The 25,207-nt window shown below is 65.4% G+C and carries 27 protein-coding genes; 24 read left to right on the top strand and 3 right to left on the bottom strand.

What is annotated here, in order from left to right; translation table 11 throughout:
• Positions 1–2: 2 nt before the first annotated feature.
• The 24 genes from ACFOPH_RS10945 to ACFOPH_RS10830 all read left to right on the top strand — a co-directional run bounded on the left by ACFOPH_RS10945 (position 3) and on the right by ACFOPH_RS10830 (position 21,878).
• On the top strand, positions 3–479 hold the full coding sequence (locus ACFOPH_RS10945; RefSeq protein WP_020654624.1) for a NuoB/complex I 20 kDa subunit family protein: 477 nt from the start codon (positions 3–5) through the stop codon (positions 477–479).
• 16 nt (positions 480–495) lie between these two features.
• A complete protein-coding gene (locus ACFOPH_RS10940; protein ID WP_312549982.1) occupies positions 496–1,089 on the top strand; it encodes an NADH-quinone oxidoreductase subunit C in 594 nt (197 codons plus the stop codon).
• Positions 1,089–2,342, top strand: coding sequence for an NADH-quinone oxidoreductase subunit D (locus tag ACFOPH_RS10935; protein ID WP_312549984.1), 1,254 nt, complete (start codon positions 1,089–1,091; stop codon positions 2,340–2,342). The genes ACFOPH_RS10940 and ACFOPH_RS10935 overlap by 1 nt, the downstream gene beginning before the upstream one ends.
• Positions 2,343–2,364: 22 nt before the next feature.
• Positions 2,365–2,844, top strand: a complete 480-nt coding sequence (nuoE, locus tag ACFOPH_RS10930) for an NADH-quinone oxidoreductase subunit NuoE (protein ID WP_312549985.1) — start codon at positions 2,365–2,367, stop codon at positions 2,842–2,844.
• Positions 2,841–4,136, top strand: coding sequence for an NADH-quinone oxidoreductase subunit NuoF (gene nuoF, locus ACFOPH_RS10925; RefSeq protein ID WP_312549987.1), 1,296 nt, complete (start codon positions 2,841–2,843; stop codon positions 4,134–4,136). Before nuoE ends, nuoF begins: the two co-directional genes overlap by 4 nt.
• Positions 4,137–4,156: 20 nt before the next feature.
• Positions 4,157–6,499: an NADH-quinone oxidoreductase subunit NuoG gene (gene nuoG / locus ACFOPH_RS10920; protein ID WP_379735223.1), complete on the top strand. Its 2,343-nt coding sequence runs from the start codon at positions 4,157–4,159 to the stop codon at positions 6,497–6,499.
• Positions 6,499–7,584 carry an NADH-quinone oxidoreductase subunit NuoH gene (gene nuoH / locus ACFOPH_RS10915; protein ID WP_312549989.1) on the top strand — a complete coding sequence of 362 codons (1,086 nt, stop codon included), beginning with the start codon at positions 6,499–6,501 and terminating at the stop codon, positions 7,582–7,584. Before nuoG ends, nuoH begins: the two co-directional genes overlap by 1 nt.
• A gap of 14 nt (positions 7,585–7,598) precedes the next feature.
• Positions 7,599–8,087 carry an NADH-quinone oxidoreductase subunit NuoI gene (gene nuoI, locus ACFOPH_RS10910; protein ID WP_312549991.1) on the top strand — a complete coding sequence of 163 codons (489 nt, stop codon included), beginning with the start codon at positions 7,599–7,601 and terminating at the stop codon, positions 8,085–8,087.
• A 22-nt stretch (positions 8,088–8,109) separates the two neighbouring features.
• Positions 8,110–8,781 (top strand): NADH-quinone oxidoreductase subunit J, encoded by a 672-nt coding sequence (locus tag ACFOPH_RS10905; RefSeq protein ID WP_312549993.1) that lies wholly within the window; start codon positions 8,110–8,112, stop codon positions 8,779–8,781.
• The gene (gene nuoK, locus ACFOPH_RS10900; protein WP_312549994.1) at positions 8,778–9,086 is read left to right on the top strand and encodes an NADH-quinone oxidoreductase subunit NuoK; all 309 of its coding nucleotides are present in this window, start codon (positions 8,778–8,780) and stop codon (positions 9,084–9,086) included. The genes ACFOPH_RS10905 and nuoK overlap by 4 nt, the downstream gene beginning before the upstream one ends.
• Before the next feature lie 35 nt (positions 9,087–9,121).
• Positions 9,122–11,188 (top strand): NADH-quinone oxidoreductase subunit L, encoded by a 2,067-nt coding sequence (nuoL, locus tag ACFOPH_RS10895; RefSeq protein WP_312549995.1) that lies wholly within the window; start codon positions 9,122–9,124, stop codon positions 11,186–11,188.
• A 22-nt stretch (positions 11,189–11,210) separates the two neighbouring features.
• The gene (locus ACFOPH_RS10890) at positions 11,211–12,722 is read left to right on the top strand and encodes an NADH-quinone oxidoreductase subunit M (RefSeq protein ID WP_312549996.1); all 1,512 of its coding nucleotides are present in this window, start codon (positions 11,211–11,213) and stop codon (positions 12,720–12,722) included.
• Between the two features lie 6 nt (positions 12,723–12,728).
• A complete protein-coding gene (nuoN, locus tag ACFOPH_RS10885; protein WP_379735220.1) occupies positions 12,729–14,240 on the top strand; it encodes an NADH-quinone oxidoreductase subunit NuoN in 1,512 nt (503 codons plus the stop codon).
• Positions 14,241–14,243: 3 nt separating this feature from the next.
• A complete protein-coding gene (locus ACFOPH_RS10880) occupies positions 14,244–14,621 on the top strand; it encodes a DUF2818 family protein (protein WP_379735218.1) in 378 nt (125 codons plus the stop codon).
• Between the two features lie 132 nt (positions 14,622–14,753).
• Positions 14,754–15,317 carry an NUDIX hydrolase gene (locus ACFOPH_RS10875; RefSeq protein WP_312549999.1) on the top strand — a complete coding sequence of 188 codons (564 nt, stop codon included), beginning with the start codon at positions 14,754–14,756 and terminating at the stop codon, positions 15,315–15,317.
• 2 nt (positions 15,318–15,319) lie between these two features.
• Positions 15,320–16,018, top strand: coding sequence for a hypothetical protein (locus ACFOPH_RS10870; RefSeq protein ID WP_312550000.1), 699 nt, complete (start codon positions 15,320–15,322; stop codon positions 16,016–16,018).
• On the top strand, positions 16,015–16,731 hold the full coding sequence (gene ispD / locus ACFOPH_RS10865) for a 2-C-methyl-D-erythritol 4-phosphate cytidylyltransferase (RefSeq protein ID WP_379735216.1): 717 nt from the start codon (positions 16,015–16,017) through the stop codon (positions 16,729–16,731). The genes ACFOPH_RS10870 and ispD overlap by 4 nt, the downstream gene beginning before the upstream one ends.
• Before the next feature lie 7 nt (positions 16,732–16,738).
• Positions 16,739–17,251, top strand: coding sequence for a 2-C-methyl-D-erythritol 2,4-cyclodiphosphate synthase (ispF, locus tag ACFOPH_RS10860; RefSeq protein ID WP_312550002.1), 513 nt, complete (start codon positions 16,739–16,741; stop codon positions 17,249–17,251).
• Positions 17,252–17,595: 344 nt separating this feature from the next.
• Positions 17,596–18,846 (top strand): MFS transporter, encoded by a 1,251-nt coding sequence (locus ACFOPH_RS10855; protein WP_379735214.1) that lies wholly within the window; start codon positions 17,596–17,598, stop codon positions 18,844–18,846.
• Positions 18,847–18,849: 3 nt separating this feature from the next.
• Positions 18,850–19,158 carry a hypothetical protein gene (locus tag ACFOPH_RS10850; RefSeq protein ID WP_312550004.1) on the top strand — a complete coding sequence of 103 codons (309 nt, stop codon included), beginning with the start codon at positions 18,850–18,852 and terminating at the stop codon, positions 19,156–19,158.
• A 73-nt stretch (positions 19,159–19,231) separates the two neighbouring features.
• Complete coding sequence (locus ACFOPH_RS10845; protein ID WP_312550005.1) at positions 19,232–19,786, top strand: NADPH-dependent FMN reductase; 555 nt, start codon at positions 19,232–19,234, stop codon at positions 19,784–19,786.
• The gene (locus ACFOPH_RS10840) at positions 19,776–20,231 is read left to right on the top strand and encodes a VOC family protein (protein WP_312550006.1); all 456 of its coding nucleotides are present in this window, start codon (positions 19,776–19,778) and stop codon (positions 20,229–20,231) included. Before ACFOPH_RS10845 ends, ACFOPH_RS10840 begins: the two co-directional genes overlap by 11 nt.
• Positions 20,228–21,121, top strand: a complete 894-nt coding sequence (locus tag ACFOPH_RS10835; RefSeq protein ID WP_312550008.1) for an ion transporter — start codon at positions 20,228–20,230, stop codon at positions 21,119–21,121. The genes ACFOPH_RS10840 and ACFOPH_RS10835 overlap by 4 nt, the downstream gene beginning before the upstream one ends.
• A 175-nt stretch (positions 21,122–21,296) precedes the next feature.
• Positions 21,297–21,878, top strand: coding sequence for a phasin family protein (locus tag ACFOPH_RS10830; protein WP_379735211.1), 582 nt, complete (start codon positions 21,297–21,299; stop codon positions 21,876–21,878).
• 134 nt (positions 21,879–22,012) lie between these two features.
• On the opposite strand, the gene ACFOPH_RS10825 is transcribed toward ACFOPH_RS10830, so the two are convergent.
• The 3 genes from ACFOPH_RS10825 to ACFOPH_RS10815 form a co-directional block, all read right to left on the bottom strand.
• Positions 22,013–23,257, bottom strand: coding sequence for an acyltransferase family protein (locus tag ACFOPH_RS10825; protein ID WP_379735209.1), 1,245 nt, complete (start codon positions 23,255–23,257; stop codon positions 22,013–22,015).
• Positions 23,258–23,377: 120 nt separating this feature from the next.
• A complete protein-coding gene (locus tag ACFOPH_RS10820; RefSeq protein ID WP_379735207.1) occupies positions 23,378–24,109 on the bottom strand; it encodes a LytR/AlgR family response regulator transcription factor in 732 nt (243 codons plus the stop codon).
• Entirely contained in the window at positions 24,097–25,200 is a 1,104-nt protein-coding gene (locus ACFOPH_RS10815) for a sensor histidine kinase (protein ID WP_379735205.1), read from the bottom strand. Before ACFOPH_RS10815 ends, ACFOPH_RS10820 begins: the two co-directional genes overlap by 13 nt.
• Positions 25,201–25,207 lie beyond the last annotated feature (7 nt).

The following is a 25,207-nucleotide window of genomic DNA, read 5'->3' as shown; positions in this document are numbered from 1 at the left end:
CCATGGCTATTGAAGGCGTATTAAACGAAGGTTTCATTACCACCACAGCCGACAAGCTGATCAACTGGGCACGCACGGGATCGATGTTCCCGATGACGTTCGGCCTGGCCTGCTGCGCGGTCGAGATGATGCATGTGGGCGCGGCCCGCTATGACCTCGACCGTTTCGGTATTGTGTTCCGCCCCTCGCCGCGTCAGTCCGACGTGATGATCGTCGCCGGCACGCTGTGCAACAAGATGGCGCCGGCGCTGCGCAAGGTGTACGACCAGATGGCCGAGCCGCGCTGGGTGATCTCGATGGGCTCCTGCGCCAACGGCGGCGGCTACTACCACTACTCGTACTCGGTGGTGCGCGGCTGCGACCGTATCGTGCCGGTCGACGTCTATGTCCCGGGTTGCCCGCCGACGGCTGAAGCCCTGCTGTACGGCATCATGCAGCTGCAGAACAAGATCAAGCGCACCAACACGATCGCGCGTTAACACTGCCGGATTCACCATGACGACAAAACTCGAAGTCCTCCAACTCGCCCTGGAAAAAGCACTGGGCGAGGGCGCCGCCATTTCGACGGCGCTCGGCGAAGTGACCGTGGTGGTCAAGGCCGCCGATTACCTGCGCTCGATGCAGATCCTGCGCGACGACCCGTCGCTGAAGTTCGAAGAACTGATCGACCTGTGCGGCGTCGACTACTCCCAGTACGGCGAAGGCACCTGGGACGGCCTGCGTTTCGCCGTCGTCTCGCACCTGCTGTCGATCGAACACAACTGGCGCGTGCGCGTGCGCGTGTTCTGCCCGGACGATGAGATGCCCCTGGTCGAATCGGTCACCAGCATCTGGCGCGGCGCCAACTGGTACGAGCGCGAAGCCTTCGACCTGTACGGCATCCTGTTCGACGGTCACGGCGACCTGCGCCGCATCCTGACCGACTATGGCTTCATCGGCCACCCGTTCCGCAAGGACTTCCCGATCTCGGGCTACGTCGAAATGCGCTACGACCCCGAACAGAAGCGTGTGATCTACCAACCCGTGACGATCGAGCCGCGTGAAAACATCCCGCGCGTGATCCGCGAAGAAACCTACGGGATGAAATAATGGCTGAGCTTAAGAACTACACCCTGAACTTTGGTCCGCAGCACCCGGCAGCGCACGGCGTGCTGCGCCTGGTGCTGGAACTGGACGGCGAAGTGATCCAGCGCGCCGACCCGCACATCGGCCTGCTGCACCGCGGCACCGAGAAGCTGGCGGAAACCCGCACCTACCTGCAGTCGGTGCCTTACATGGACCGCCTCGACTACGTGTCGATGATGTGCAACGAGCACGGCTATGTGCTCGCCATCGAGAAGCTGCTCGGCATCGAAGCGCCGATCCGCGCCCAGTACATCCGCGTCATGTTCGACGAGATCACGCGCCTCTTGAACCACCTGATGTGGCTCGGCGCGCACGCGCTCGACATCGGCGCCATGGGCCCCTTCCTGTACGCCTTCCGCGACCGCGAAGACCTGTTCGACGTCTATGAAGCGGTCTCGGGCGCGCGCATGCACGCGGCCTACTACCGCCCGGGCGGCGTCTACCGCGACCTGCCGGACACCATGCCGCAGCACAAGGAATCGATCATCCGTTCGAAGCAGGCGATCGCCAAGCTGAACGAAGACCGCCAGGGTTCGGTGCTCGACTTCATCGAAGCCTTCACCAAGCGCTTCGACGGCTACGTCGACGAATACGAAACCCTGCTGACCGATAACCGTATCTGGAAGCAGCGTACGGTCGGCGTCGGCGTGGTGTCGCCGGAAGCGGCGAAGGCCATGGGCTTCACCGGCGCCATGCTGCGCGGCTCGGGCATCGCCTGGGACCTGCGCAAGACCCAGCCTTATGCCGTCTACGACAAGCTCGACTTCGACATCCCGGTCGGCACCAACGGCGACTCCTACGACCGCTACCTGGTGCGCGTGGAAGAAATGCGCCAGTCGAACCGCATCATCAAGCAGTGCATCGCCTGGCTGCGCGTGAACCAGGGTCCGGTCATGGTCGACAACCACAAGGTCGTGCCGCCGAAGCGCGAAGAGATGAAGTCGAACATGGAATCGCTGATCCACCACTTCAAGCTGTTCACCGAAGGCTTCCACGTGCCGGAAGGCGAAGCCTACGCCGCGGTCGAGCACCCGAAGGGCGAGTTCGGCATCTACATCGTGTCCGACGGCGCCAACAAGCCGTACCGCCTGAAGATCCGCACGCCCGACTATGCCCACCTGCAGAGCCTGGACGAGATGGCCCGCGGCCACATGATCGCCGACGCCGTCACGATCATCGGTACGCAAGACATCGTTTTCGGCTCCATTGACCGATAAAGTCCGAAAGGCAGAAGAGATTATGTTGTTATCCGAGCAGTGCTATAAAAAAATCGACCGTGAGCTGGCCAAGTATCCGGCCGACCAGCGCCAGAGCGCCGTGATGGCCTCGCTGGCCCACGCCCAGGTCGAACTGGGCTGGCTGTCGCCCGAAACCATGCAGGAAATCGCCGACTACATCGGCATGCCGGCCATCGCCGTGCAGGAAGTGGCGACCTTCTACAACATGTACAACACCCGCCCGGTCGGCAAGCACAAGATCACCGTGTGCACCAACCTGCCGTGCGCGCTGTCCGGCGGCGAGCGCGCCGCCCAGCACCTGAAAGACAAGCTCGGCGTCGAATTCCGCGGCACCACCGAAGACGGCCAATTCACCGTCCTCGAAGGCGAGTGCATGGGCGCGTGCGGCGACGCACCGGTCATGCTGGTGAATAACCACCGCATGTGCTCGTTCATGAGCAACGACAAGATCGACGCCCTCGTTGAGGAACTGAAGAAATGACCAGCCTGCACGACCGTCACATCAATCCGCTGATCCTGAAGGACCTGAACGGCGAGAACTGGCACCTGGAAGACTACGTCAAGCGCGGCGGCTACTCGGCCCTGCGTCGTATCCTCGAAGGCAAGATTGCGCCGGAACAGATCATCGCCGACCTGAAGACCTCGGGCCTGCGCGGCCGCGGCGGCGCCGGTTTCCCGACCGGCCTGAAGTGGAGCTTCATGCCGCGCCAGTACCCGGGCCAGAAATACCTCGTCTGCAACACCGACGAAGGCGAACCGGGCACGTTCAAGGACCGCGACATCATCCGCTACAACCCGCACGCGCTGATCGAAGGCATGGCCATCGGCGCCTACGCGATGGGCATCACCGTGGGCTACAACTACATCCACGGCGAGATCTTCCAGGAATACCTGCGCTTCGAAGAAGCGCTGGAAGAGGCGCGCGCCGCCGGCTTCCTGGGCGATAACATCATGGGTTCGGAATTCTCGTTCCAGCTGCACGCCCACCACGGTTACGGCGCCTACATCTGCGGCGAAGAAACCGCGCTGCTGGAGTCGCTGGAAGGCAAGAAGGGCCAGCCGCGCTTCAAGCCGCCGTTCCCGGCCTCGTTCGGCCTGTACGGCAAGCCGACCACGATCAACAACACCGAGACCTTCGCGGCCGTCCCGTTCCTCCTGAACATCGGTCCGGAGAACTACATGGGCCTGGGCAAGCCGAACAACGGCGGCACCAAGATCTTCTCGATCTCGGGCGACGTCGAGCGTCCGGGCAACTACGAGGTCCCACTGGGCACCCCGTTCGCCAAGCTGATGGAGCTGGCCGGTGGCATGCGCGGCGGCAAGAAGATCAAGGCCGTGATCCCGGGTGGCTCGTCCGCGCCGGTGGTTCGCGGCGACGTCATGATGGACACCGACCTGGACTACGACTCGATCGCGAAAGCCGGTTCGATGCTCGGTTCGGGCGCCGTCATCGTCATGGACGAGACCCGCTGCATGGTCAAGTCGCTGCTGCGCCTGTCCTACTTCTACTACGAAGAATCCTGCGGCCAGTGCACGCCGTGCCGCGAAGGCACCGGCTGGATGTACCGCATGGTCCACCGCATCGAACACGGCCAGGGCCGTCCGGAAGACATGGAGCTGCTGAACAACATCGCCGACAACATCAAGGGCCGCACCATCTGCGCCCTGGGCGACGCCGCCGCGATGCCGGTTCAGGCAATGATCAAGAACTTCCGCGAGGAATTCGAATATCACATCGAGCACAAGCACTGCCTCGTGCCCACTTACCTTTAAGCCAGGTCAGGTAACGACAAATGGTTGAAATTGAATTAGACGGCAAGAAAGTCGAAGTCGCACCAGGTTCCATGGTGATGGACGCCGCAAACAAACTCGGGACCTATATCCCGCACTTCTGCTATCACAAGAAACTGTCGATCGCAGCGAACTGCCGCATGTGCCTGGTCGAGGTCGAGAAAGCCCCGAAACCGCTGCCGGCCTGCGCCACCCCGGTCTCGCCGGGCATGATCGTGCGCACCCACAGCGACAAGGCCGTGCACGCGCAGAAGTCGGTCATGGAATTCCTCTTGATTAACCACCCGCTGGACTGCCCGATCTGCGACCAGGGCGGCGAATGCCAGCTGCAGGACCTGGCCGTCGGCTACGGCAAGGGCGAATCGCGCTACCAGGAAGAAAAGCGCGTGGTGGCCCCGAAGGAAGCCGGCCCGCTGATCTCGATGGAAGAGATGAGCCGCTGCATCCAGTGCACCCGTTGCGTGCGCTTCGGCCAGGAAGTGGCCGGCGTCATGGAATTCGGCATGCTGGGCCGCGGCGAGCACTCGGAGATCACCACCTTCGTCGGCAAGACCGTCGACTCGGAAGTGTCGGGCAACATGATCGACCTGTGCCCGGTCGGCGCCCTGACCTCGAAGCCTTTCCGCTACTCGGCACGTCCGTGGGAACTGCAGCGCCGCAAGTCGGTCTCGCCTCACGATTCGCTCGGCACCAACCTGATCGTCCAGGTCAAGGGCGGCAAAGTCATGCGCGTGCTGCCGCTGGAAAACGAAGCCATCAACGAATGCTGGCTGTCGGACAAGGACCGCTTCTCGTACGAAGCCCTCGACAACGCAGACCGCCTGATCAACCCGATGATCAAGCAGGGCGGCGAGTGGATCGAGACCGACTGGCAGACCGCGCTGGAATACGTGGCCCACGGCCTGCGTAACATCCGTCACGAGCATGGCGCGGACAGCATCGCCGCCGTCGCCACCGCCCACTCGACCGTCGAGGAACTGTACCTGCTGCAGAAGGCCATGCGCGGCTTCGGCGTCGAGAACGTCGACTTCCGCCTGCGCCAGACCGACTTCGCCCTCGATGGCGCCGTCACCCCGTGGCTGGGCATGCCGATCGCCGAACTGTCGAACCTGAAGCGCGCCTTCGTCATCGGCTCGTTCCTGCGCAAGGACCACCCGCTGGTCGCAACCCGCCTGCGCCAGGCAGTCAAGGGCGGTGCCAAGCTGTCGATCCTGCACGCGACCGACGAGGACAACCTGATCCCGACCTCTGCCAAGATGATCGCCGCCCCGGGCGACTGGCTCGCCGCGCTGTCGGAAATCGTCTCGGCCATCGCCGCCGCCAAGGAAACCGCGGCTCCGGCCGGCTTCGAGCACATCGAAGCGGGCGACGCCGCGAAAGCCATCGCCGCTTCGCTGGTCGCGGTCGGCGCCGAGTTGCCGGGCGCCATCCTGCTGGGTAACTCGGTCACCCACCATCCGGACGCGTCGAAGATCCACGCTGCCGCGCAATGGATCGCCAACGCCACCGGCGCCAAGTTCGGCTACTTCGTCGAAGCGGCCAACACCGTCGGCGGTTACCTGGTGAACGCCGTCTCGAACAAGGCTGCCGACCTGTTCAGCGTACCGAAGAAAGCTTATGTGCTGCTTAACACCGAGCCGGAACTGGACGCGGCCAATCCGCAGCAAGCCCGCGCCGCCCTGAACGGCGCCGAGATGGTCGTCGCCATGTCGCCGTTCAAGCATGGCCTGGACTACGCCGACGTGCTGCTGCCGGTCTCGCCGTTCAGCGAGACCGCCGGCACTTTTGTGAACTGCGAAGGCCGCGCACAGAGCTTCAACGGCACCGTGCGTCCGCTGGGCGAGACCCGTCCGGCCTGGAAAGTGCTGCGCGTGCTGGGCAACCTGCTGGGCGTGTCGGGCTTCGACTACGAGAATTCGGAATCGATCCGCGACGAAGCGCTGGGCAAGGGCGTGTTCGACCACGCAGCCAAGCTGAACAACGTGGCCAAGCTGGCCCCGGCTGCTGCCAAGCGTTCGGAAGAAGCCGGCGCGCTGCAGCGCATCGCCGACGTGCCGATCTACTTCGCCGACGCCATCGCGCGCCGTTCGGAACCGCTGCTGCGCACGGCCGACGCCAACGCGCCGCTGGTGCGCCTGCCGGCGGCAGTGGCCGAGAAGCTGGGCGTGAAGGCCGGCGACGCGGTCAAGGTCACCCAGGGCAACGGCTCTGCCGTGCTGGTCGCCGACGTCGACGTGCGCCTGCCGGCGAACGTCGTGCGCGTGGCCGCCGCTCATCCGGCAACCGCGACGCTGGGCGCAATGTTCGGCTCCATCAACATTGAAAAAGCAGGGGAGGGCAAGTAATGGCAACGCCCGGTTTTATCGATAACATCTATACCAGCGGCGACGCGCTGCTGGGACCGACCGCGTGGACGTTCGTCTGGACCGTGGTCAAGATCCTGTGCGTGCTGCTGCCGCTGATGGGCCTGGTCGCCTACGCCACCCTCTGGGAGCGCAAGCTGATCGGCTGGATCCACATCCGTCTCGGCCCGAACCGCGTCGGTCCGGGCGGCCTGCTGCAGCCGATCGCCGACGCGGTCAAGCTGCTGGTCAAGGAAATCGTGATCCCGACCCGCGCCACCACCAAGCTGTTCATCCTGGGCCCGATCATGACCATCATGCCGGCCCTGGCCGCCTGGTCGGTCGTGCCTTTCGGTCCGGAAGCGGCGCTGGCCAACGTCAACGCCGGCGTCCTGCTGCTGCTGGCGATCACCTCGGTCGAGGTGTACGGCATCATCATCGCCGGCTGGGCTTCGAACTCGAAGTACGCCTTCATGGGTGCGATGCGCGCCTCGGCCCAGATGATTTCCTATGAAATCCCGATGGGCTTCGTGCTGGTCGTGGTGCTGATGGTCTCGGGTTCGCTGAACTTCTCGGACATCGTGCTGGGCCAGGACCGCGGCATGTTCGCCGACATGGGCCTGAACTTCCTGTCCTGGAACTGGCTGCCGCTGCTGCCGCTGTTCTTCATCTACTTCATCTCGGGCCTCGCGGAGTGCAACCGCCACCCGTTCGACGTGGTGGAAGGCGAGTCGGAGATCGTCGCCGGCCACATGGTGGAATACTCGGGCATGTCGTACGCCATGTTCATGCTGGCCGAATACGCCAACATGATCCTGATCGGCACCCTGGCATCGATCATGTTCCTGGGCGGCTGGCACGCACCGTTCGGCTTCCTGGAATTCGGCGGCGCCTTCGGCGGCTTCTTCTGGCTGTTCGTGAAGACGTTCCTGATGGTCTCGGCGATGGTCTGGGTCCGCGGCACCTTCCCGCGCTACCGCTATGACCAGATCATGCGCCTGGGCTGGAAAGTGTTCATCCCGGTGACCCTGGTCTGGCTGGTGCTGATCGCGGCCATCATGCAGACCTCCTGGAATATTTGGAAGTAAGGAAGCGCATTCAAATGAACCGAATCAAAGAAATCCTCGGCAGCCTGATGCTGACCGAGCTGTTCAAGGGTCTGGCGCTGACCGGCAAATATGCCCTGTCGCGCAAGATCACGGTGCAGTACCCGGAAGAGAAGACGCCGATGTCGAACCGCTTCCGCGGCCTGCACGCCCTGCGCCGCTACCCGAACGGGGAAGAGCGCTGCATCGCCTGCAAGCTGTGCGAAGCGGTGTGCCCCGCCATGGCCATCACGATCGAGTCGGCGCAGCGCGAGGACGGCACCCGCCGCACCACGCGCTACGACATCGACCTGACCAAGTGCATCTTCTGCGGCTTCTGCGAAGAGTCCTGCCCGGTCGACTCGATCGTGGAAACCCACGTGCTGGAATACCACGGCGAGAAGCGCGGCGATCTCTATTACACCAAAGAGATGCTGCTGGCCGTGGGCGACCGCTACGAGGCTGACATCGCCGCCGCCCGCGCGGCCGACGCCAAGTACCGATAACAAGAAGAGGCCCGGTTTAGTCATGGAATTTAAAACTGTTTTGTTCTACGTGTTCGCGGCCATCATGGTGCTGTCCGCGCTGCGCGTCATCACCGCCAAGAACCCCGTGCACGCGGCGCTGTTCCTGGTGCTCGCGTTCTTCAACGCGGCCGGTATCTGGTTGCTGCTGAAGGCCGAGTTCCTGGCCATCGTGCTGGTCCTGGTCTACGTCGGCGCCGTCATGGTGCTGTTCCTGTTCGTCGTCATGATGCTCGACATTAACCTCGACCGCATGCGCGAAGGCTTCCTCGGCTACCTGCCGATGGCCCTGATCATCGGCGCCGTCATCGTGCTGGAAATGGCCGCCGTGCTGTGGAACGGCTACAGCGGCTTCGCCCAGAGCCCGGAAGCGGCCGCCATGAACATCGGCGGCACCCGCGAGCTGGGCCGCCTGATCTACACCCGCTACATCTACGGCTTCGAGATCGCGGCCGTGATCCTGCTGGTGGCGATCATCGCCGCCGTGGCGCTGACCCTGCGCAAGCGCAAGGACAGCAAGGCCATCGACCCGGGCGCCGCCGTCCGCGTCAAGCGCAACGACCGCCTGCGCGTCGTCAAGATGGATGCCGTGAACCAGCGCGCCATCGACGAAGCCGCCGTGGCCGCAGCTGCCGCGGTTGCAAACCCGGCGCAGAACAAGGAGCAGAACTCGTGACTTTATCGCTTGCACACTACCTGGTCCTGGGCGCGATCCTTTTCGCGATCTCGATCATCGGTATCTTCCTGAACCGGAAGAACATCATCATCCTGCTGATGGCCATCGAACTGATGCTGCTGGCAGTGAACCTGAACTTCATCGCCTTCTCGCACTACCTGGGGGATGCGGCGGGGCAGATCTTCGTGTTCTTCATCCTGACCGTCGCGGCCGCCGAATCGGCGATCGGCCTGGCGATCCTGGTGGTCCTGTTCCGTAACCTGGACACGATCAATGTGGAAGACCTCGACAGCCTCAAGGGCTGATGGGTTCGGATAAACAATAACGATTAAGGTTCAACATGGCGGGGCAACTCTCTTCCTCAATGTTACTGGCGGTGCCCTTGGCGCCGCTCGCAGGCTCGGCGATTGCCGGCCTGCTCGGCACCAAGTTCCTTGGTAACGTGGTCGGCCGCAAGGTCTCCCACACGGCAACCATCCTGGGCGTACTGATCGCGCTGATCATCTCGGTCCAGACCCTGATGGCCGTGCTCGACGGCGCAAGCTTCAACCAGGACATCTACACCTGGATGACCGTCGGCACGGTGAAGCTGGCCGTCGGCTTCCAGATCGACACGCTGTCGGCGATGATGATGTGCGTGGTGACGTCCGTCTCCCTGATGGTGCACATCTACACGATCGGCTACATGGCCGAGGACGAAGGCTACAACCGCTTCTTCTCGTACATCTCGCTGTTTACCTTCGCGATGCTGATGCTGGTCATGTCCAACAACTTCCTGCAGCTGTTCTTCGGCTGGGAAGCGGTGGGCCTGGTCTCGTACCTGCTGATCGGCTTCTGGTACACCCGTCCGACCGCGATCTTCGCCAACATGAAGGCCTTCCTGGTCAACCGCGTCGGCGACTTCGGCTTCATCCTCGGCATCGGCCTGCTGCTGGCCGCGTCGGGCTCGATGCAGTACACCGAGGTCTTCGCGCAAGCCGACAAGCTCGCCGGCATGACCGTGCCGGGCATCGGCTGGCCGCTGCTGACCGCCGCCTGCATCTGCCTGTTCATCGGCGCGATGGGTAAATCGGCGCAATTCCCGCTGCACGTCTGGCTGCCGGACTCGATGGAAGGCCCGACCCCGATCTCGGCACTGATCCACGCCGCGACCATGGTTACCGCCGGCATCTTCATGGTGTCGCGCATGTCGCCGCTGTTCGAGCTCTCCGACGGCGCACTGTCGTTCATGATCGTCATCGGTTCGATCACCGCGCTGTTCATGGGCTTCCTGGGCATCATTCAAAATGACATCAAGCGCGTCGTCGCTTACTCGACCCTGTCGCAGCTGGGCTACATGACCGTCGCGCTGGGCGCGTCGGCCTACTCGGTGGCCGTGTTCCACCTGATGACCCACGCCTTCTTCAAGGCGCTGCTGTTCCTCGGCGCGGGTTCGGTCATCATCGGCATGCACCACGACCAGGACATGCGCAACATGGGCGGCCTGCGCAAGTACATGCCGATCACCTGGATCACCTCGCTGCTGGGCTCGCTGGCCCTGATCGGTACCCCGTTCTTCTCGGGCTTCTACTCGAAGGACTCGATCATCGAGGCCGTGCACGCGACCAATATCCCGGGCGCGGGCTTCGCGAACTTCGCGGTGCTGGCCGGCGTGTTCATCACCGCCTTCTACTCGTTCCGCATGTACTTCCTGGTGTTCCATGGCGAATCGCGCTGGAACAAGCCGCAGCCGCATAGCCACGGCCACGATTCGGACGCGCACAACGAAGAAGACGCGCACGACGACCACGGCGACGATCACCACCACCACGGCCTGCAGCCGGGCGACAAGCCGCATGAGTCGCCATGGGTCGTGACCCTGCCGCTGATCCTGCTGGCGATCCCATCGGTCATCATCGGCTACCTGGCGATCGGTCCGATGCTGCACGGCGACTTCTTCAAGGGCGTGATCTTCGTCGGCGAGAACCACACCGCGATGGAAACCCTGCGCGAAGAGTTCCACGGCGCCGCCGCGATGGCGATCCACGGCCTGCAGACCGCACCGTTCTGGCTGGCACTGGCAGGCGTCGTCTGCGCCTACTACTGCTACATGGTCAACCCGCGCGTCCCGGCCTGGTTCTACAGCAAGTTCAAGTTCCTGCACACGCTGCTGGACAACAAGTACTACATGGACAAGTTCAACCAGGTCGTGTTTGCCGGCGGCGCGCGCGCCATCGGCGGCGGCCTGTGGAAAGTGGGCGACCGCGCGCTGATCGATGGCCTGGTGGTCAACGGTTCGGCGAAGCTGGTCGGCTGGTTCGCGCTGCTGACCCGTACCTTCCAGACGGGTTACATCTACCACTACGCGTTCGTGATGATCGTGGGCGTCCTCGCGACCCTGCTGTACTTCTTCCCGTTCTGGCGCTAATCACAGGCAAAGAAAAAGACAAATGATGCAGTCTACGATCTCTACATTTCCTCCTTACCTGAGCCTGGCTATCTGGCTCCCGATCCTGTTCGGCGTGCTCGTGCTCGCCGTGGGCCGCGACAAGAACGCCGGTTTCGTGCGTCTGCTGTCGCTGGTCGGCGCCGTCGTCAGCCTGCTGCCGACGATTCCGCTGATTACGAACTTCGATAACGCCGCGCACGGCATGCAGTTCGCCGAAACGGCGCCGTGGATCGAGCGCTTCAACATCTTCTACCGCCTCGGTGTCGATGGCCTGTCGCTCTGGTTCATCCCGCTGACCGCCTTCATCACGATCATCGTGGTGGTGGCCGCCTGGGAAGTGATCCAGGAACGCGTGGCCCAGTACATGGGTTCCTTCCTGCTGCTGTCGGGCCTGATGATCGGCGTCTTCGCGGCGCTGGACGGCGTGCTGTTCTACTTCTTCTTCGAAGCGACCCTGATCCCGATGTTCATCATCATCGGCGTCTTCGGTGGCCCGAACCGCGTGTACGCGGCATTCAAGTTCTTCCTGTACACGTTCTTCGGCTCGCTGCTGACCCTGATCGCGATCATCTACCTGTACAACGTGTCGGGCACCTTCAACATCGTCGAATGGCACGCGCAGCCGCTGTCGATGAAAGAGCAGATCCTGATCTTCATCGCCTTCTTCATGGCCTTCGCCGTGAAAGTCCCGATGTGGCCGGTGCACACCTGGCTGCCGGACGCGCACGTCGAAGCGCCGACCGGCGGCTCGGTGGTGCTGGCCGCGATCATGCTGAAACTGGGCGCCTATGGTTTCCTGCGTTTCTCCCTGCCGATCGCCCCGGACGCCTCGCACTACCTGGCCCCGGTCGTCATCGTCCTGTCGCTGATCGCCGTGATCTACATCGGCCTGGTCGCCATGGTCCAGAAGGACATGAAGAAACTGGTTGCCTACTCGTCGATCGCCCACATGGGCTTCGTCACCCTGGGCTTCTTCATCTTCAACGAGATGGGCGTGCAGGGCGGCATCATGCAGGCGATCTCGCACGGCTTCGTGTCGGGCGCGATGTTCCTCTGCATCGGCGTGCTGTACGACCGCATGCACTCGCGTGAAATCGCCGACTACGGCGGCGTCGTCAACACGATGCCGAAGTTCGCCGCCTTCGCCGTGCTGTTCTCGATGGCCAACGCGGGCCTGCCGGCCACCTCGGGCTTCATCGGCGAATTCATGGTGATCCTGGCCGCCGTGCAGTTCAACTTCTGGACCGGCCTGCTGGCAGGCACCGCCCTGATCCTGGGCGCCGCCTACTCGCTGTGGATGGTCAAGCGCGTGGTGTTCGGTCCGATCGGCAACAAGCACGTCGCCGAACTGGTCGACCTGAACAAGCGCGAGTTCGCCATCCTGGCGGTGCTGGCAATTGCCACGCTGTACATGGGCCTGTACCCGGCGCCGATCGCCGACACCCTGCAGACTTCGGTCGCAGACCTCCTGCAACACGTGTCCGTGAGCAAGCTCCCGCAGCTGCCTCAATAAATCGATATGAACGAGATGACCAACACTTTGCTACCGGCGGTCGACACCAACCTGGTGCCGGTCTATGCCGAAATCTTCCTGCTGATCGCGGCTTCCGCGATCCTGCTGATCGACCTGTACCTGAAGGGGTCGCGCCGCAACGTGACCTATTACCTGTCGCTGCTGACCCTGGTCGGCTGCGCGGTGTTCAGCTGGGCCGACTTCAACAGCGGCGCCACCGTCTACACGTTCAACCACATGTACGTGTCGGACCCGATGTCGAACCTGCTCAAGCTGTTCACCTACCTGGCGGTCGGCGTCACCCTGGTCTACTCGCGCCAGTACGTCGGCGAGCGCGGCATGCTCTCGGGTAACCTGGGCGGCGAGTTCTACGTGCTTGCCCTGTTCTCGATGCTGGGCCAGATGATCATGATCTCGGGTAACAGCATGCTGTCGATCTACCTGGGCGTGGAACTGATGTCGCTGTCGCTGTACGCCCTGGTGGCGATGCGCCGCGACCACGCGGTCTCGACCGAAGCGGCGATGAAGTACTTCGTCCTCGGCGCACTGGCCTCGGGCTTCATGCTCTACGGTATCTCGATGATCTACGGCGCCACCGGTTCGCTGGACGTGAACGAGATCGCCGCGCGCAGCGTGGACGGCGCCAACACCACCATCCTGGTGTTCGGCCTGGTGTTCCTGGTCGCGGGCATGGCCTTCAAGCTGGGCGCGGTGCCGTTCCACATGTGGGCGCCGGACGTCTACCAGGGCGCGCCGACCGCGGTGACCCTGCTGCTGGGCGGCGCGCCGAAGCTGGCCGCGTTCGCGATGCTGATGCGCATCCTGGTCGAAGCCCTGCCGAGCATGGCCTACGACTGGCAGCAGATGCTGCTGGTGCTGGCCGTGCTGTCGCTGGCCATCGGCAACCTGACCGCGATCGCCCAGACCAACATCAAGCGCATGCTGGCCTATTCGTCGATCGCCCAGATGGGCTACGTGCTGCTGGCGATGATGGCCGGCGTCGTCGGCGACGACACCAGCAACATGGCGACCGCCTACAGCGCCGCGATGTACTCGTCGATCACCTACGTCCTGACCACCCTGGGCAGCTTCGGCGTCGTCATGATGCTGGCGCGCGCCGGCTTCGAAGCCGACCTGCTGGCCGACTTCAAGGGCCTGGGCAAGCGCAGCCCGTGGTTCGCCGTCGTGATGACCATCCTGATGTTCTCGCTGGCCGGCGTGCCGCCGATGATGGGCTTCATGGCCAAGTGGGCAGTGCTGCAGGCAGTCGCCAACGCCGGCCTGGTCTGGCTGGCCGTGATCGCCGTGCTGTTCTCGCTGATCGGCGCCTTCTACTACCTGCGCGTCGTCAAGCTGATGTGGTTCGACGAAGCGGCCGATGCCAGCCCGATCGTCACCCCGGCCGACATGCGCGTCGCGCTGTCGCTGAACGGCATCATGGTCCTGGTCCTGGGCGTGATCCCGGGCGCACTGCTGGGCACCTGCCTGCAGGCGATCCGCGCCACCCTGGCGTCCTAAGCCTTGGACGTCTCGCTGGCAGGTTGGCTGGTCCTGGCGGTCGCCGTGGCGGCCGCCAACCTGCCGTTCGCGAACGAACGCCTGTTCGGGTTCCTCCCGCTGCCGCAAGGCAGGGGAGGGATGGCATCCCCGCCAGGCGCCCCTTCCGCTTCCTCCTCTTCCGCTTCTCCAGCCGCCCCGGCACGCACGAAGTCCTTCTTCGCGCGCCTGCTCGAGCTGCTTGTCTTATACTTCATCGTCGGCGCACTGGCCTGGCTGCTTGAATCCTCGATCGGCAACGTGTTTGCCCAGGGTTGGGAGTTCTACGCGATCACCGGCTGCCTGTTCGTCGTGCTGGCGTTTCCGGGATTCGTTCTCCGCTACCTGCGCAAGCGCCACTAGAGCGCCTGATAAAACCCCGATGGCGGCGTTGCACCGTCTCGCCGTACTTGCGTGCTGTCTTCGACGGTGCGCCTTGCCCTCGGGGCTTTATCAGGCGCTCTGGATCTCTCTACAATCCAACCTGGGAGCGTAATGGATTCTCATCTCAAAGAAGTACGCCTCGACGGCGAAGTTGCCTATGACGGCAATTTCCTGAAAGTCTCGCGTGACCGTATTCAACTGCCTGACGGCAAAATCAGCCACCGCGAATACATCCGCCATCCGGGCGCGGTCGTGATCCTGCCCCTGTTCGACGACGGCCGCGTGCTGCTCGAACGCCAGTTCCGCTACCCGAACGACCGCGTCTTCGTCGAATTCCCCGCCGGGAAGATCGACCCGGGCGAGGAGCACCTGGCCTGCGCCCGGCGCGAGCTGGAAGAAGAAACCGGCTACACCGCGACCGACTGGCGCTACGTCTGTACCATCCACAACGCGATCGCCTATTCCGACGAGCACCTGGAATTGTTCCTGGCGCGCGGCCTCACCGCCGGCGCGCCGAAACTGGACGAGGGCGAATTCCTGGAAACCTTCACCGCCACCGTGCCCGAGCTGCTCGAGATGGTGAAAAGCGGCCAGGTGACCGACGTGAAGACCATCATCGGCGCCTTCTGGCTCGAGAAGATCAGCAGCGGGACCTGGACGCCGGCCAGAGTCTAAGAATGAAACTGCCGTTCGCGCTGGCGATGCTGGTGTGCTGCGCGCCCGGCATGGCGGCTGAACGAACTCCCTTCCAGGCGCGCTGCGAGGACACGATCGGCGACAGCATCTCGGTGCTGTCCTCGCGCCAGAACGGCTACCGCGTCGACAATACCTACTCGTTCCACGGCCTGACGCGCATGAAGGGCAACCGCGCGCCGGGCAGCTACGTGCTCGGCCTGACGCGCGCCGAGAGCCGCGTCGCCATCGCCGTGCACGGGCGCATGCTGTCTGACCCCGCCACCGGTTACGAATGCGTCGCGCCGCGTCTCGACGTAAACCTCTACTACCTCCCGATCGTTGTCTATGTGGGGCGCGAGTTTGTGCCCGGCAGCTGCGCCTACCGGGAGATCCTCGCGCACGAGATGCGCCACCTCGAGGTCTACCAGGATTTCCTGCCGCGCGCCGAGAAGACCGTGAGCGAGGCGCTGGCGCGGCGTTTCGAGGGCAAGCCCCTGTATGCGCCGGCGGGCCAGGCGCGCAGTTTGCTGCAGCGCGAGATCGACAGCGGATGGATGCCTTTCATCAAGAAGGAAATGGCAAAAGTAGAGATCCTGCAGGCAGCTATTGATACTCCGCAGGAATACGCGCGTCTCGGCAAAGTTTGTGCAGGTGAGGTACAGTCTCTTATTAGACCGGCAAAACGTAAGAAAACAACATGAATTCACAAGCACCACGCTATTTCGCCTTGATCCCCGCTGCCGGCGTCGGGGCGCGCATGGCCGCGAACGGACCCAAGCAATACCTGAAAATCGGCGGCAAGCCGATGCTGCGCCATGCCATCGACGCCTTCCTGTTCAGCGAACTGATTGCCCACACCTATGTCGTCGTCAGCCCCGACGACCCGATCATCGACAGCATCGTGCCCAGCCACGGCGTTACCGTGCTGAGATGCGGCGGTGCAACACGGATGGAATCCGTCCAGAACGGCCTGGCGGCCCTGAACGGCACCCTGCGCGAAAACGACTGGGTGCTGGTGCACGACGCCGCGCGTCCGGGCCTGGACGACGCCCTGATCGAAAAGCTGATCACCAACACCGCCGAACATCCGGTCGGCGGCGTGCTCGCGCTGCCGGTGGTCGACACCGTCAAGCGCTGTGTCGCCGGCGAGGTCGGCACCGTCTCGCGCGAAGGCATGTGGCTGGCGCAGACACCGCAGATGTTCCGCTACAAGCTGCTGCGCGACGCGCTCGCTCATGTGAGCAACCCCGCGCGCAATCCGCACCAGATCACCGACGACGCTTCCGCCGTCGAGGCGCTGGGCCTGTCGCCGAAACTGGTCGAAGGCCATCCGCGCAACCTGAAAGTCACGCTGCCGGGCGACATCCGCATCGCCGAGATGTACCTGGCAACGACCCAACCCGAATTACTGTAACCGAACCATGGCACTTGCATCCTACAACCCGACCCCGCCGTTCCGCATCGGTACCGGCTATGACTGTCACCGGCTGGTCGAAGGCCGCAAACTGATCGTCGGCGGCGTGACCATCCCGCACCGCCTCGGCCTGTTCGGCCACTCCGACGCCGACGTGCTGCTGCACGCGATCATCGACGCCCTGTTCGGCGCCGCCGCGCTGGGCGATATCGGCAAGCATTTCCCCGACACCGACCCGATGTTCGCCGGCGCGGACTCGCGCACGTTATTGCGGGAGGCGGCGACCCGCGTCCTCGCCACTGGCTACACCATCGGCAACGTCGACGCCACCATCATCGCCCAGCAGCCGAAGATGGCGCCGCACATCCCGCACATGGTTTCGCGCATCGCCGAAGACCTGGGCGTTTCGCCGCAACAGGTCAACATCAAGGCCAAGACCAACGAGAAGCTGGGCTACCTCGGCCGCGAGGAAGGCATGGCCGCCGAGGCGGTTGCGCTGCTGATCCGCGCCGGCGCGTAAGCCGGACGTTTCGGCTCGCCTGCCTCGTACGGCGTGGGTTCGAGAACCCACCCTACGAAAACCCGGGCGCCGTTTTTCATCGATGGGCTCGACGTTGTACCGCGTGGGTTCGAGAACCCACCCTACGCAAATCCGGGCGCCGTTCTTATCGATGGCCTTGGTACGGGCGTAGGGTGGGCTCTCGAGCCCACGCGGTCGTACAGCGCCGCTGTCCCGAGGTGTGCCGCGAAGGCGGCGGCCGCAACCCAATACGCCCCTTCAAATCCCGCCTCGCCAGCAAACCCGTCACATCGTTGCTAGAATCCCATCCCTGATCGACACCCACGCGTCCGAACGGGGAAACCATGAATACCAACAACGAGATGTCGCCGCGCGCCGCCTGGCTGCTGATCCTGGCCGCCAGCGCCATCCTGATGATCACGATGGGCGCGCGCCTGACCACCGGGCTCTTCCTCTCGCCGCTGAACACCTCCACTGGCCTGGGCGTGGCCACGATCAGCTTCGCGATGGCGGTCGGCCAGTTCATGTGGGGCGCCTCGCAACCGGTGTTCGGCGCCGTGGCCGACAAGTACGGCTCGGCGCGCGTCATCATCGTCGGCGCCTTGCTGCTGGCCGGCGGCCTGGCCGCCACCCCCTTCGTCAGCTCTGAGTGGGGCCTGCTGGTCACCCTCGGCATGCTGTCGGCCGCCGGTGCCGGGGCCGGCAGCTTCTCGATCCTGATCGGCGCCACCGCCCAGCGCTTGCCGGCCGCGCGCCGCCCGTTTGCCTCCGGCTTCATCAATGCCGGCGGCTCCTTCGGCCAGTTCGTGTTCTCGCCGCTGATGCAGGTCCTGATCGCCGGTCCCGGCTGGATCATCGCCATGCTGACCATGGCCGCGACAACCCTGCTGACCATCCCGCTGGCCTGGTTCATGCGCGGCAAGAGCCCCGCGGCGAACACGGTTGCGGCCGCCGGTGCCGCGCCCATCACCGGCATCGGCCTCACCGAACAGCTGCGCCAGGCCCTGCGCGACCGCAGCTACCTGTGCCTGCACGCGGGCTTCTTCACCTGCGGCTTCCACATCGCCTTCCTGGTGACCCACCTGCCGGGCGAGGTCGCGCTGTGCGGCCTGCCGGTCGGCGTCGCCGGCACGGCGCTCGGGCTGATCGGCCTGTTCAACATCGCCGGCAGCCTGAGCGCCGGCGCGCTGTCCACGCGCTACCGCATGAAGAACCTGCTGGCCCTGATGTACGCCAGCCGCGCCCTGATCATCGTCATCTACCTGCTGGCGCCGAAGACGGCACTGACCTTCTACCTGTTCGCCGCCGCGCTCGGCTTCACCTGGCTCGCCACCGTGCCGCCGACGGCCGGCCTGGTCGGCAAGCTGTTCGGCACGCGCTACCTGGCCACGCTGTTCGGCCTGACCCTGCTGTCGCACCAGATCGGCGGCTTCTTCGGCGCCTGGCTGGGCGGGCTGGCGTTTGTCCGCTTCGGCGACTATAGCTGGATGTGGTACGCCGACATTCTGCTCGCCCTGCTGGCGGCCCTGGTCAACCTGCCGATCCGCGAGGCGCCGGTGGCGCGCGCGGGCGTGCTGCCGGCGGCGAAGGCCTAGGCGATGGCGCGCGACACCTGGGCCTACCGCGAAGTGGCCGTGCATTCCGTGCGCGATGGGCGGAGCAGCAGGCTGCGCATCGCGCCGTTGCCCGGCCAGGCCTTTGCCCCGACCATGCGCGTGCAGTGCGCGGCCGCCTTGCGCGATCCCGAACGCTATCCCGAGGGCACGCGCTTCCTGCTGCAGGCCAAGCTCACCGACCGCCTGGGCGGCGAGCCTTTCCTGTATGCCTGGCATGGCGATCCGGTCCAGGTGCTGAGCGCTGCGCAGGCAAAGAAATTTCTTGCGGCCTTCAGGCGTGGGCGCATCTGAAGAGGACGCCCCGCACGCGCCGCCGCGAAAATGGTTAACATCGAGACTTTACAAACGAACATGAGGGGAAACTATGGCAACGAAAAAAATCGCCGTCGTCGTGGGCAGCCTGCGCAAGGAGTCGTTCAGCCGCAAGATCGCCAGGACCATGATGGCCCTGGCCCAGGACAAGCTGGAGATGGAGATCGTCGAGATCCGCGACCTGCCGCTGTATAACGAGGACGACGAGACCGCGACCCCGCCACAAGCCTTCACCGAATTCCGCGACCGCATCCGCGCAGCCGACGGCGTGCTCTTCGTCACCCCCGAGTACAACCGTTCTGTCACGGCGGCCCTGAAGAACGCGATCGACGTCGGCTCGCGCCCCTACGGCAAGGCCGCCTGGACCGGCAAGCCCTGCGCCATCGTCAGCCAGTCGCCGGGCGCGCTGGGCGGCTTCGGCGCCAACCACCATCTGCGCCAGATGCTGCCTTTCCTGAACATGCCGGCCATGCCGGCGCCGGAAGCCTACCTCGGCGGCATCGCCACCAAGTTCGACGGCGACACGCTGACCGACGACTCGCTGCGCGGCTTCCTGCAAACCTTCGTCGACACCTTTGCCGGCTGGGTGGAAAAACATGCAGGCTGAGCAGCAGATCGCGGCGGCCGAGGGCCAAGGCCCGCGCCCGATCGCGATCCGCGAGATCGACCACGTGGTGCTGCGCGTGGTCGACCTGGAGCGCGTCGAGCGCTTCTACCGTGACGTGCTCGGCTGCACGGTGGCGCGCCGCCAGGAGGCGATCGGCCTGATCCAGCTGCGCGCCGGCAGCTCGCTGGTCGACCTGGTGCCGGTCGACGGCAAGCTCGGCCGCATGGGCGGGGCCGCTCCCGGCAAGGAAGGGCGCAACCTCGACCACGTATGCTTCCGCGTCGAGCCCTTCGACGAGGCGGCGATCCGCGCCCACCTGGCGGCGCACGGCGTCGAGGCCGGCCCCCTTGATTCCCGTTTTGGCGCCGAAGGCGACGGCCCCTCGATCTACCTGCAGGATCCCGAGGGCAACACGATCGAGCTGAAGGGACCGCCTTCGCAATGAAGCAGCACAAGCAGGACCGCACCTATACCGAACCCGATACCTTCGGCAAGCCATCGGCGGGCTGGCGCGCGCGCATGCACGAGGTCATCTTCGGCATCGACACGCCGGCGGGCCGCAACTTCGACATCGCACTGGTGTGTGTCGTTCTGCTCAGCATCGTCGTCGTCATGCTCGAGAGCGTGCCGCAGGTGCGCGCCCGCCACGCCGGCGTCATGCATGCGCTCGAATGGGCGTTCACGCTGCTGTTCACCGTCGAGTACATCGCGCGCCTGATCTGCGTGCAGAGGCCGGCGCGCTACGCCACCAGCTTCTACGGCCTGGTCGACCTGGTCTCGGTCCTGCCTACCTACATTTCCCTGCTGGTGCCGGGCAGCGGCGCCTTGCTCGACATCCGCGTGCTGCGCCTGCTGCGGGTATTCCGCATCTTCAAGCTGACCCTCTACCTCGAAGAGTACACCCGTCTCGGAGAAGCGCTGGCCGCCAGCCGGCGCAAGATCATGGTCTTCCTGTCGGTGGTGCTGATGGCCATCGTCATCCTCGGCACCTTGCTGTACGTGGTCGAAGGCCCGGAGAGCGGCTTCACCAGCATCCCGACGGCGATGTACTGGGCCACCGTCACGATGACGACGGTCGGCTACGGCGACATCACGCCGCACACCCCGCTGGGCAAGCTGATCGCATCCTTCATGATGCTGCTCGGCTGGGGCATCCTGGCGGTGCCGACCGGCATCGTCACCGCCGAGATGACCTCGCAGCGCCTGGGCCGCCGCGGCCCGCGCACGCCCGAGCGCAGCTGCGCCGCCTGCGGCAGCACGGAGCACGATCCGCGCGCACGTTTCTGCAAGGATTGCGGCGCCGCCCTGTCGCCGCCGCCCGGCCCCGCGGCCTGAAGCACGTTTGAGGGGCCGCAAGCGCCCGACACTTCGCTCCCCTAGTCTTGAGGCTCTTGTGGAAGACGGCCCGGCAAGCTCGCCAGGCCGCGCTTCCACTGGACTCCACGCGCGCCGCTACTTGCGGCGCCGGGAAAGTTTTGACACAAACCACAACCATTTCACGAGGCGACGCATGTACCCATTTTCCCAATCGGTGAACCCGGCGGTACGCACCCACCTGGATGCGCAGACCGCTTTCATGAACGACATGTCGAAATCGTTTTTCCAATCCTTCCAGCAGATGTGCGACCTGAACATCCAGCTGGTGCAGACCATGCTCGAGGAAACCGCCCTGACCAGCCAGCAATTGCTGACCGCTGACCGCCAGAGCGAGCTGATCAGCGCAGCCGCTTCGCGCGCCCAGCCGGCCAGCGAAAAGCTGCGTGCCTACCAGCAGCACATCTCGCGCCTGGCCGCCGACGCCCAGGTCGAACTGGCCCGCGTGACCGAGCAGCACGTGCAGAACACCTCGCGCACCGCACGTGCGCTGGCCGACGAGGTGGCGCGCAACGCCTCCGAGGAAACCGAGCGCGGCCTGCGCAAGCAGCAGGAAACCGTGCAGCGCTTCGTCGATCCTTTCGTGCGTTCCGGCTACGGCGGTAATGGCGAAGCCCGGTCGCAAGGCAATGCCGGCGCCGGCGCCCATGCCGCGCAAGGCCAGAGCATGCAGCGCGGCGACGGCAATATGGCCGGGAAGAGCGCGCACAGCGCCTGATTATTTGCTTGACCCCGCCGGCCTGTCCTGACGGGCCGGCGGGTTTGCCTGCTGCTCGTCCGCCAGTCTCGAACCGGTTGGCGGCGGGTGCCAGGGCGGTTGCCACAGGGCGGTTGCCCCGACGCTGTCCCGGCCTATGGCCCTGTCTCCGCATTCGCCTTCGCGCTCATCTCCACTTTCAGTTCCATCTTCGTCTCTAGCTTCGTCCCTGGCCTCGTCTTCCGCCCGAACGGCAGTCCGAACAGCGGACGCAGCAGCTTGATGCGGCGCACCGCCTCGAAGATGGCGAAGCTGAGCGTCAAGGTCAGCACCGTCAGCAGCACGCCTTCGATGCCGGGCGCCAGCCTGGCCGGCTTGAGCCAATGGGCAAGGGCGACGATCAAGGTCTGGTGCACGATGTACACGGGGAAGACCGCTTCGACCAGGTAACGCCGGGCCGGGCCGTCGCGCTCCAGGTGGCGCGCGCCGAAGCCGCAGGCGGCGGCGATGGCGCTCCAGGCCGTCGTCGCATACACCGTTGCCATCGGCGCGAACATGGCCTCGAAGTCGATCCCGGGCACTTCGGCCTTCCACAGTGCACGCCAGATCACGATGGCGGCCCAGCCGGTCAGCGCCAGCGCCAGGGCATGCCAGCGCAGGGCGACGAAACGCGTCCAGCTGTGCGGAGCGTGGGCGAACAGTGCGCCGAGCAGGAACAGGAACAGGTAGGTCGCGTGGTTGAACGGGTCGTTGACGAACATGTGGGTTTCGCCGAATTCCCGGAGCAGGCTCACGCGCGCCAGCGCCAGGCAGGCGGCCGGCAGCACGATCAGTTTCCAGCCGTGGAGTTGCGCCGCGGCCGCGTTTGCCCAATGCGACAGGCGCGCGCCGCCGGCGGCCAGCAGGACCAGGACGGCGCCGTAGGCCCACAGGTAGGGCGCGAACCACAGGTGGTTCCAGGTCGGCAGGAACAGGCAGCCGTCGCCGTCGCAGAAGTCCTGGTAGCCCTGCACGTACAGCGCCATGAAGCGCAGGTAGCCGCCGCCGAAACCGAGATCCTCGACCACTTCGAAGTAGGACTGTGGCGGCACCACGACCAGCATCCCGAACAGCAGCGGCAGCAGCAGGCGCAGGCTGCGCCGGCGCAGGAAGGCGCGGCCGCCCAGGCGCCGCAGGGACATGGCGGCGGCCGCGCCGCCGACCAGGAACAGCAGGCCCAGGCGCCACGGCGAGGACAGCAGCATGAAGGGCTCCAGGCCGGGACTGGCGAAGTCGCTTTTCACGTGCCAGTCCCAGCTGACGTAGTACATGCCCACGTGGTAGAGAACGAGGATGAAGAAGGCGATGATGCGCAGCCAGTCGAGGAACAGCAGGCGCGGCGTCGATGTGGGAGTGTGCATGGCCGGGGCGATGGGTTGAAAACGTCCAGCCTAGGTCCGGGCCGCGCGCGGCGCGAGCGCTATGTGGCCAGGCGCGTGCGCGCTGGGGCGAAGCGCAGCGGATCAACCCGGCGCTGCCGATCAGCCCAGTGCCGCCATCACGGCCGCGCGGTACTGCCTGCTGCAGGGGACCAGGGCCCCGCCGCGCAGCTGCAGCGCGCAGTCGCCGTGCGGGCGCGCCAGCACGCGCTCGATCCAGCCAACCTGGACCGCCGCGCGCCGGTGGCAGCGCACGAAGCCCGGGCCGAGTTCGGCCAGCAGCGCCGCCATGGTCCTGCGCAGCAGCGGCTGGGCGTCGCGGGTATGCAGGATCACGTAGTTGTCGGCGGTTTCGATCCAGCCGATGTCGGCCACGGGCACGACCGCGGTGCCGCCGCGGCCGGGCACCAGCAGGTGGGCCGGCTGCTGCATTGCCTGCATCTGCGCCTGCATCTGCGCCTGCGGCAGCGCCTGCGCCGGCGCCGCCAGCCGCGTGCGCACCCGCGCGAGCGCCCGCTGCAGGCGCGCGCCGTCGAAGGGCTTGAGCAGGTAGTCCGCCGCGCCGGTGTCGAAGGCCGCCACGGCGTAGGCGTCGAAGGCGGTGGTGAACACCAGCTGCGGCATCGGCGGCGCCAGGCTGGCCGCCAGCGCCATGCCCGAGCCGCCCGGCATCTGGATGTCGAGGAACAGCACGTCCGGCCTGTCGTCGGCCAGCCGGCGCCGCGCCTCGGCCGCGTCGCAGGCTTCCAGCACCTCGGCCACGCCCTCGAGCTGGAGCAGGCGCCGCAGCCGGGCGCGCGCCGGGGCTTCGTCGTCGACGATCAGGACGCGCATGGCAGCCGCATCTCGGCGCGCACGCCGGCCGGCGCCAGCTGCGACAGGGTCAGGGTCGCGCCAGGCCCGTACAGCTTGTCCAGGCGCGCGCGCAGGTTGGCAAGCCCGACCCCGCCGCGCCGACCGCCGTCTTCCGCGCCGTCTTCCGCGCCGTCATCCGTGTCAGCCGGCGCACCGGCCAGGGTGCCAGCGTCGTCCTCGACCCGCACCACCAGGTCCGCGCCGTCGCGCAGGGCCGATACCGCGATGCTGGTCGGCGCCTGGCGCTGCTCGACCGTAAGCTTGAAGACGTTTTCGAGCAGGGGCTGCAGGCTGAGCGCGGGCAGGGGCAGCGGCAACAGCTCGTCGCCCACCCGCCAGTCCAGCCGCACCCGGTTGCCGAAACGGGCACTCATCACCTCGGCATAGGCGCGGGCCAGGCCGAGCTCGGCCGCCAGCGGGGACTGCGCCTGCTCGCCGGCCTGCAGGGTCGCGCGCAGCAGTTCGCACAGCCGCACCAGGGTCGCGTCCGCCTTGTCGACGTCGGTATGCATCAGCGAGGAAATCGTGTTCAGCGCATTGAACAGGAAATGCGGCTGCACCTGCTGCGCCAGGCGCTGCAGTTCGGCCTGGCGCAGCAGGGCGGTGGCGCGTTCCAGGCGCAGGCGCTCCTCCAGCATGCGGCGCCAGGACTGCAGTCCGAAGGCGATGACGGTGAACAGGCAGACGAACAGCGAGACCTTGGAGATTTCGTAGACGAACAGTTGCGGCCAGGGATCGTGCCGGTAGACCTGGCCCGCCAGCGCATACACGGCATGGCGGATGCCGAACACCAGCGGCACGAAGGCGAGCCAGTACATCGGCAGCCAGGCGGCCTGCAGCGCGAACCAGCGCCAGGGCCGGTCGAGCAGGCCGGCGTGGCGCGCGGTGGCGCGCCGCTGCACCAGCCAGAGCAGGCTGATGACCAGCGCCGACGAGCCTTCCCAGAGCAGCGGCTGCCACAGGGCGCTGCCGCCGTCGCGCCGGTAGTCCTGGATGGCGATCAGGGTCATCAGCGCCCAGAACAGGCACCAGGCGCAGACGACGACCCGCGTATTGCGTGTGGAAAGCACGAGGAAC

Source organism: Massilia haematophila (assembly GCF_042647645.1).
Lineage (GTDB): Bacteria > Pseudomonadota > Gammaproteobacteria > Burkholderiales > Burkholderiaceae_D > Telluria > Telluria haematophila.
This window is presented reverse-complemented; position numbering and strand designations above follow the sequence as displayed.

What these genes read in the sequence shown, in the direction of transcription:
- ACFOPH_RS10945 (WP_020654624.1), top strand. Translation starts at nt 3, where the DNA reads ATGGCTATTGAAGGCGTATTAAACGAAGGTTTCATTACCACCACAGCC.
- ACFOPH_RS10940 (WP_312549982.1), top strand. Translation starts at nt 496, where the DNA reads ATGACGACAAAACTCGAAGTCCTCCAACTCGCCCTGGAAAAAGCACTG.
- ACFOPH_RS10935 (WP_312549984.1), top strand. Translation starts at nt 1,089, where the DNA reads ATGGCTGAGCTTAAGAACTACACCCTGAACTTTGGTCCGCAGCACCCG.
- nuoE (WP_312549985.1), top strand. Translation starts at nt 2,365, where the DNA reads ATGTTGTTATCCGAGCAGTGCTATAAAAAAATCGACCGTGAGCTGGCC.
- nuoF (WP_312549987.1), top strand. Translation starts at nt 2,841, where the DNA reads ATGACCAGCCTGCACGACCGTCACATCAATCCGCTGATCCTGAAGGAC.
- nuoG (WP_379735223.1), top strand. Translation starts at nt 4,157, where the DNA reads ATGGTTGAAATTGAATTAGACGGCAAGAAAGTCGAAGTCGCACCAGGT.
- nuoH (WP_312549989.1), top strand. Translation starts at nt 6,499, where the DNA reads ATGGCAACGCCCGGTTTTATCGATAACATCTATACCAGCGGCGACGCG.
- nuoI (WP_312549991.1), top strand. Translation starts at nt 7,599, where the DNA reads ATGAACCGAATCAAAGAAATCCTCGGCAGCCTGATGCTGACCGAGCTG.
- ACFOPH_RS10905 (WP_312549993.1), top strand. Translation starts at nt 8,110, where the DNA reads ATGGAATTTAAAACTGTTTTGTTCTACGTGTTCGCGGCCATCATGGTG.
- nuoL (WP_312549995.1), top strand. Translation starts at nt 9,122, where the DNA reads ATGGCGGGGCAACTCTCTTCCTCAATGTTACTGGCGGTGCCCTTGGCG.
- ACFOPH_RS10890 (WP_312549996.1), top strand. Translation starts at nt 11,211, where the DNA reads ATGATGCAGTCTACGATCTCTACATTTCCTCCTTACCTGAGCCTGGCT.
- nuoN (WP_379735220.1), top strand. Translation starts at nt 12,729, where the DNA reads ATGAACGAGATGACCAACACTTTGCTACCGGCGGTCGACACCAACCTG.
- ACFOPH_RS10875 (WP_312549999.1), top strand. Translation starts at nt 14,754, where the DNA reads ATGGATTCTCATCTCAAAGAAGTACGCCTCGACGGCGAAGTTGCCTAT.
- ACFOPH_RS10870 (WP_312550000.1), top strand. Translation starts at nt 15,320, where the DNA reads ATGAAACTGCCGTTCGCGCTGGCGATGCTGGTGTGCTGCGCGCCCGGC.
- ispD (WP_379735216.1), top strand. Translation starts at nt 16,015, where the DNA reads ATGAATTCACAAGCACCACGCTATTTCGCCTTGATCCCCGCTGCCGGC.
- ispF (WP_312550002.1), top strand. Translation starts at nt 16,739, where the DNA reads ATGGCACTTGCATCCTACAACCCGACCCCGCCGTTCCGCATCGGTACC.
- ACFOPH_RS10855 (WP_379735214.1), top strand. Translation starts at nt 17,596, where the DNA reads ATGAATACCAACAACGAGATGTCGCCGCGCGCCGCCTGGCTGCTGATC.
- ACFOPH_RS10850 (WP_312550004.1), top strand. Translation starts at nt 18,850, where the DNA reads ATGGCGCGCGACACCTGGGCCTACCGCGAAGTGGCCGTGCATTCCGTG.
- ACFOPH_RS10845 (WP_312550005.1), top strand. Translation starts at nt 19,232, where the DNA reads ATGGCAACGAAAAAAATCGCCGTCGTCGTGGGCAGCCTGCGCAAGGAG.
- ACFOPH_RS10840 (WP_312550006.1), top strand. Translation starts at nt 19,776, where the DNA reads ATGCAGGCTGAGCAGCAGATCGCGGCGGCCGAGGGCCAAGGCCCGCGC.
- ACFOPH_RS10835 (WP_312550008.1), top strand. Translation starts at nt 20,228, where the DNA reads ATGAAGCAGCACAAGCAGGACCGCACCTATACCGAACCCGATACCTTC.
- ACFOPH_RS10830 (WP_379735211.1), top strand. Translation starts at nt 21,297, where the DNA reads ATGTACCCATTTTCCCAATCGGTGAACCCGGCGGTACGCACCCACCTG.
- ACFOPH_RS10825 (WP_379735209.1), bottom strand. Translation starts at nt 23,257, where the DNA reads ATGCACACTCCCACATCGACGCCGCGCCTGCTGTTCCTCGACTGGCTG.
- ACFOPH_RS10820 (WP_379735207.1), bottom strand. Translation starts at nt 24,109, where the DNA reads ATGCGCGTCCTGATCGTCGACGACGAAGCCCCGGCGCGCGCCCGGCTG.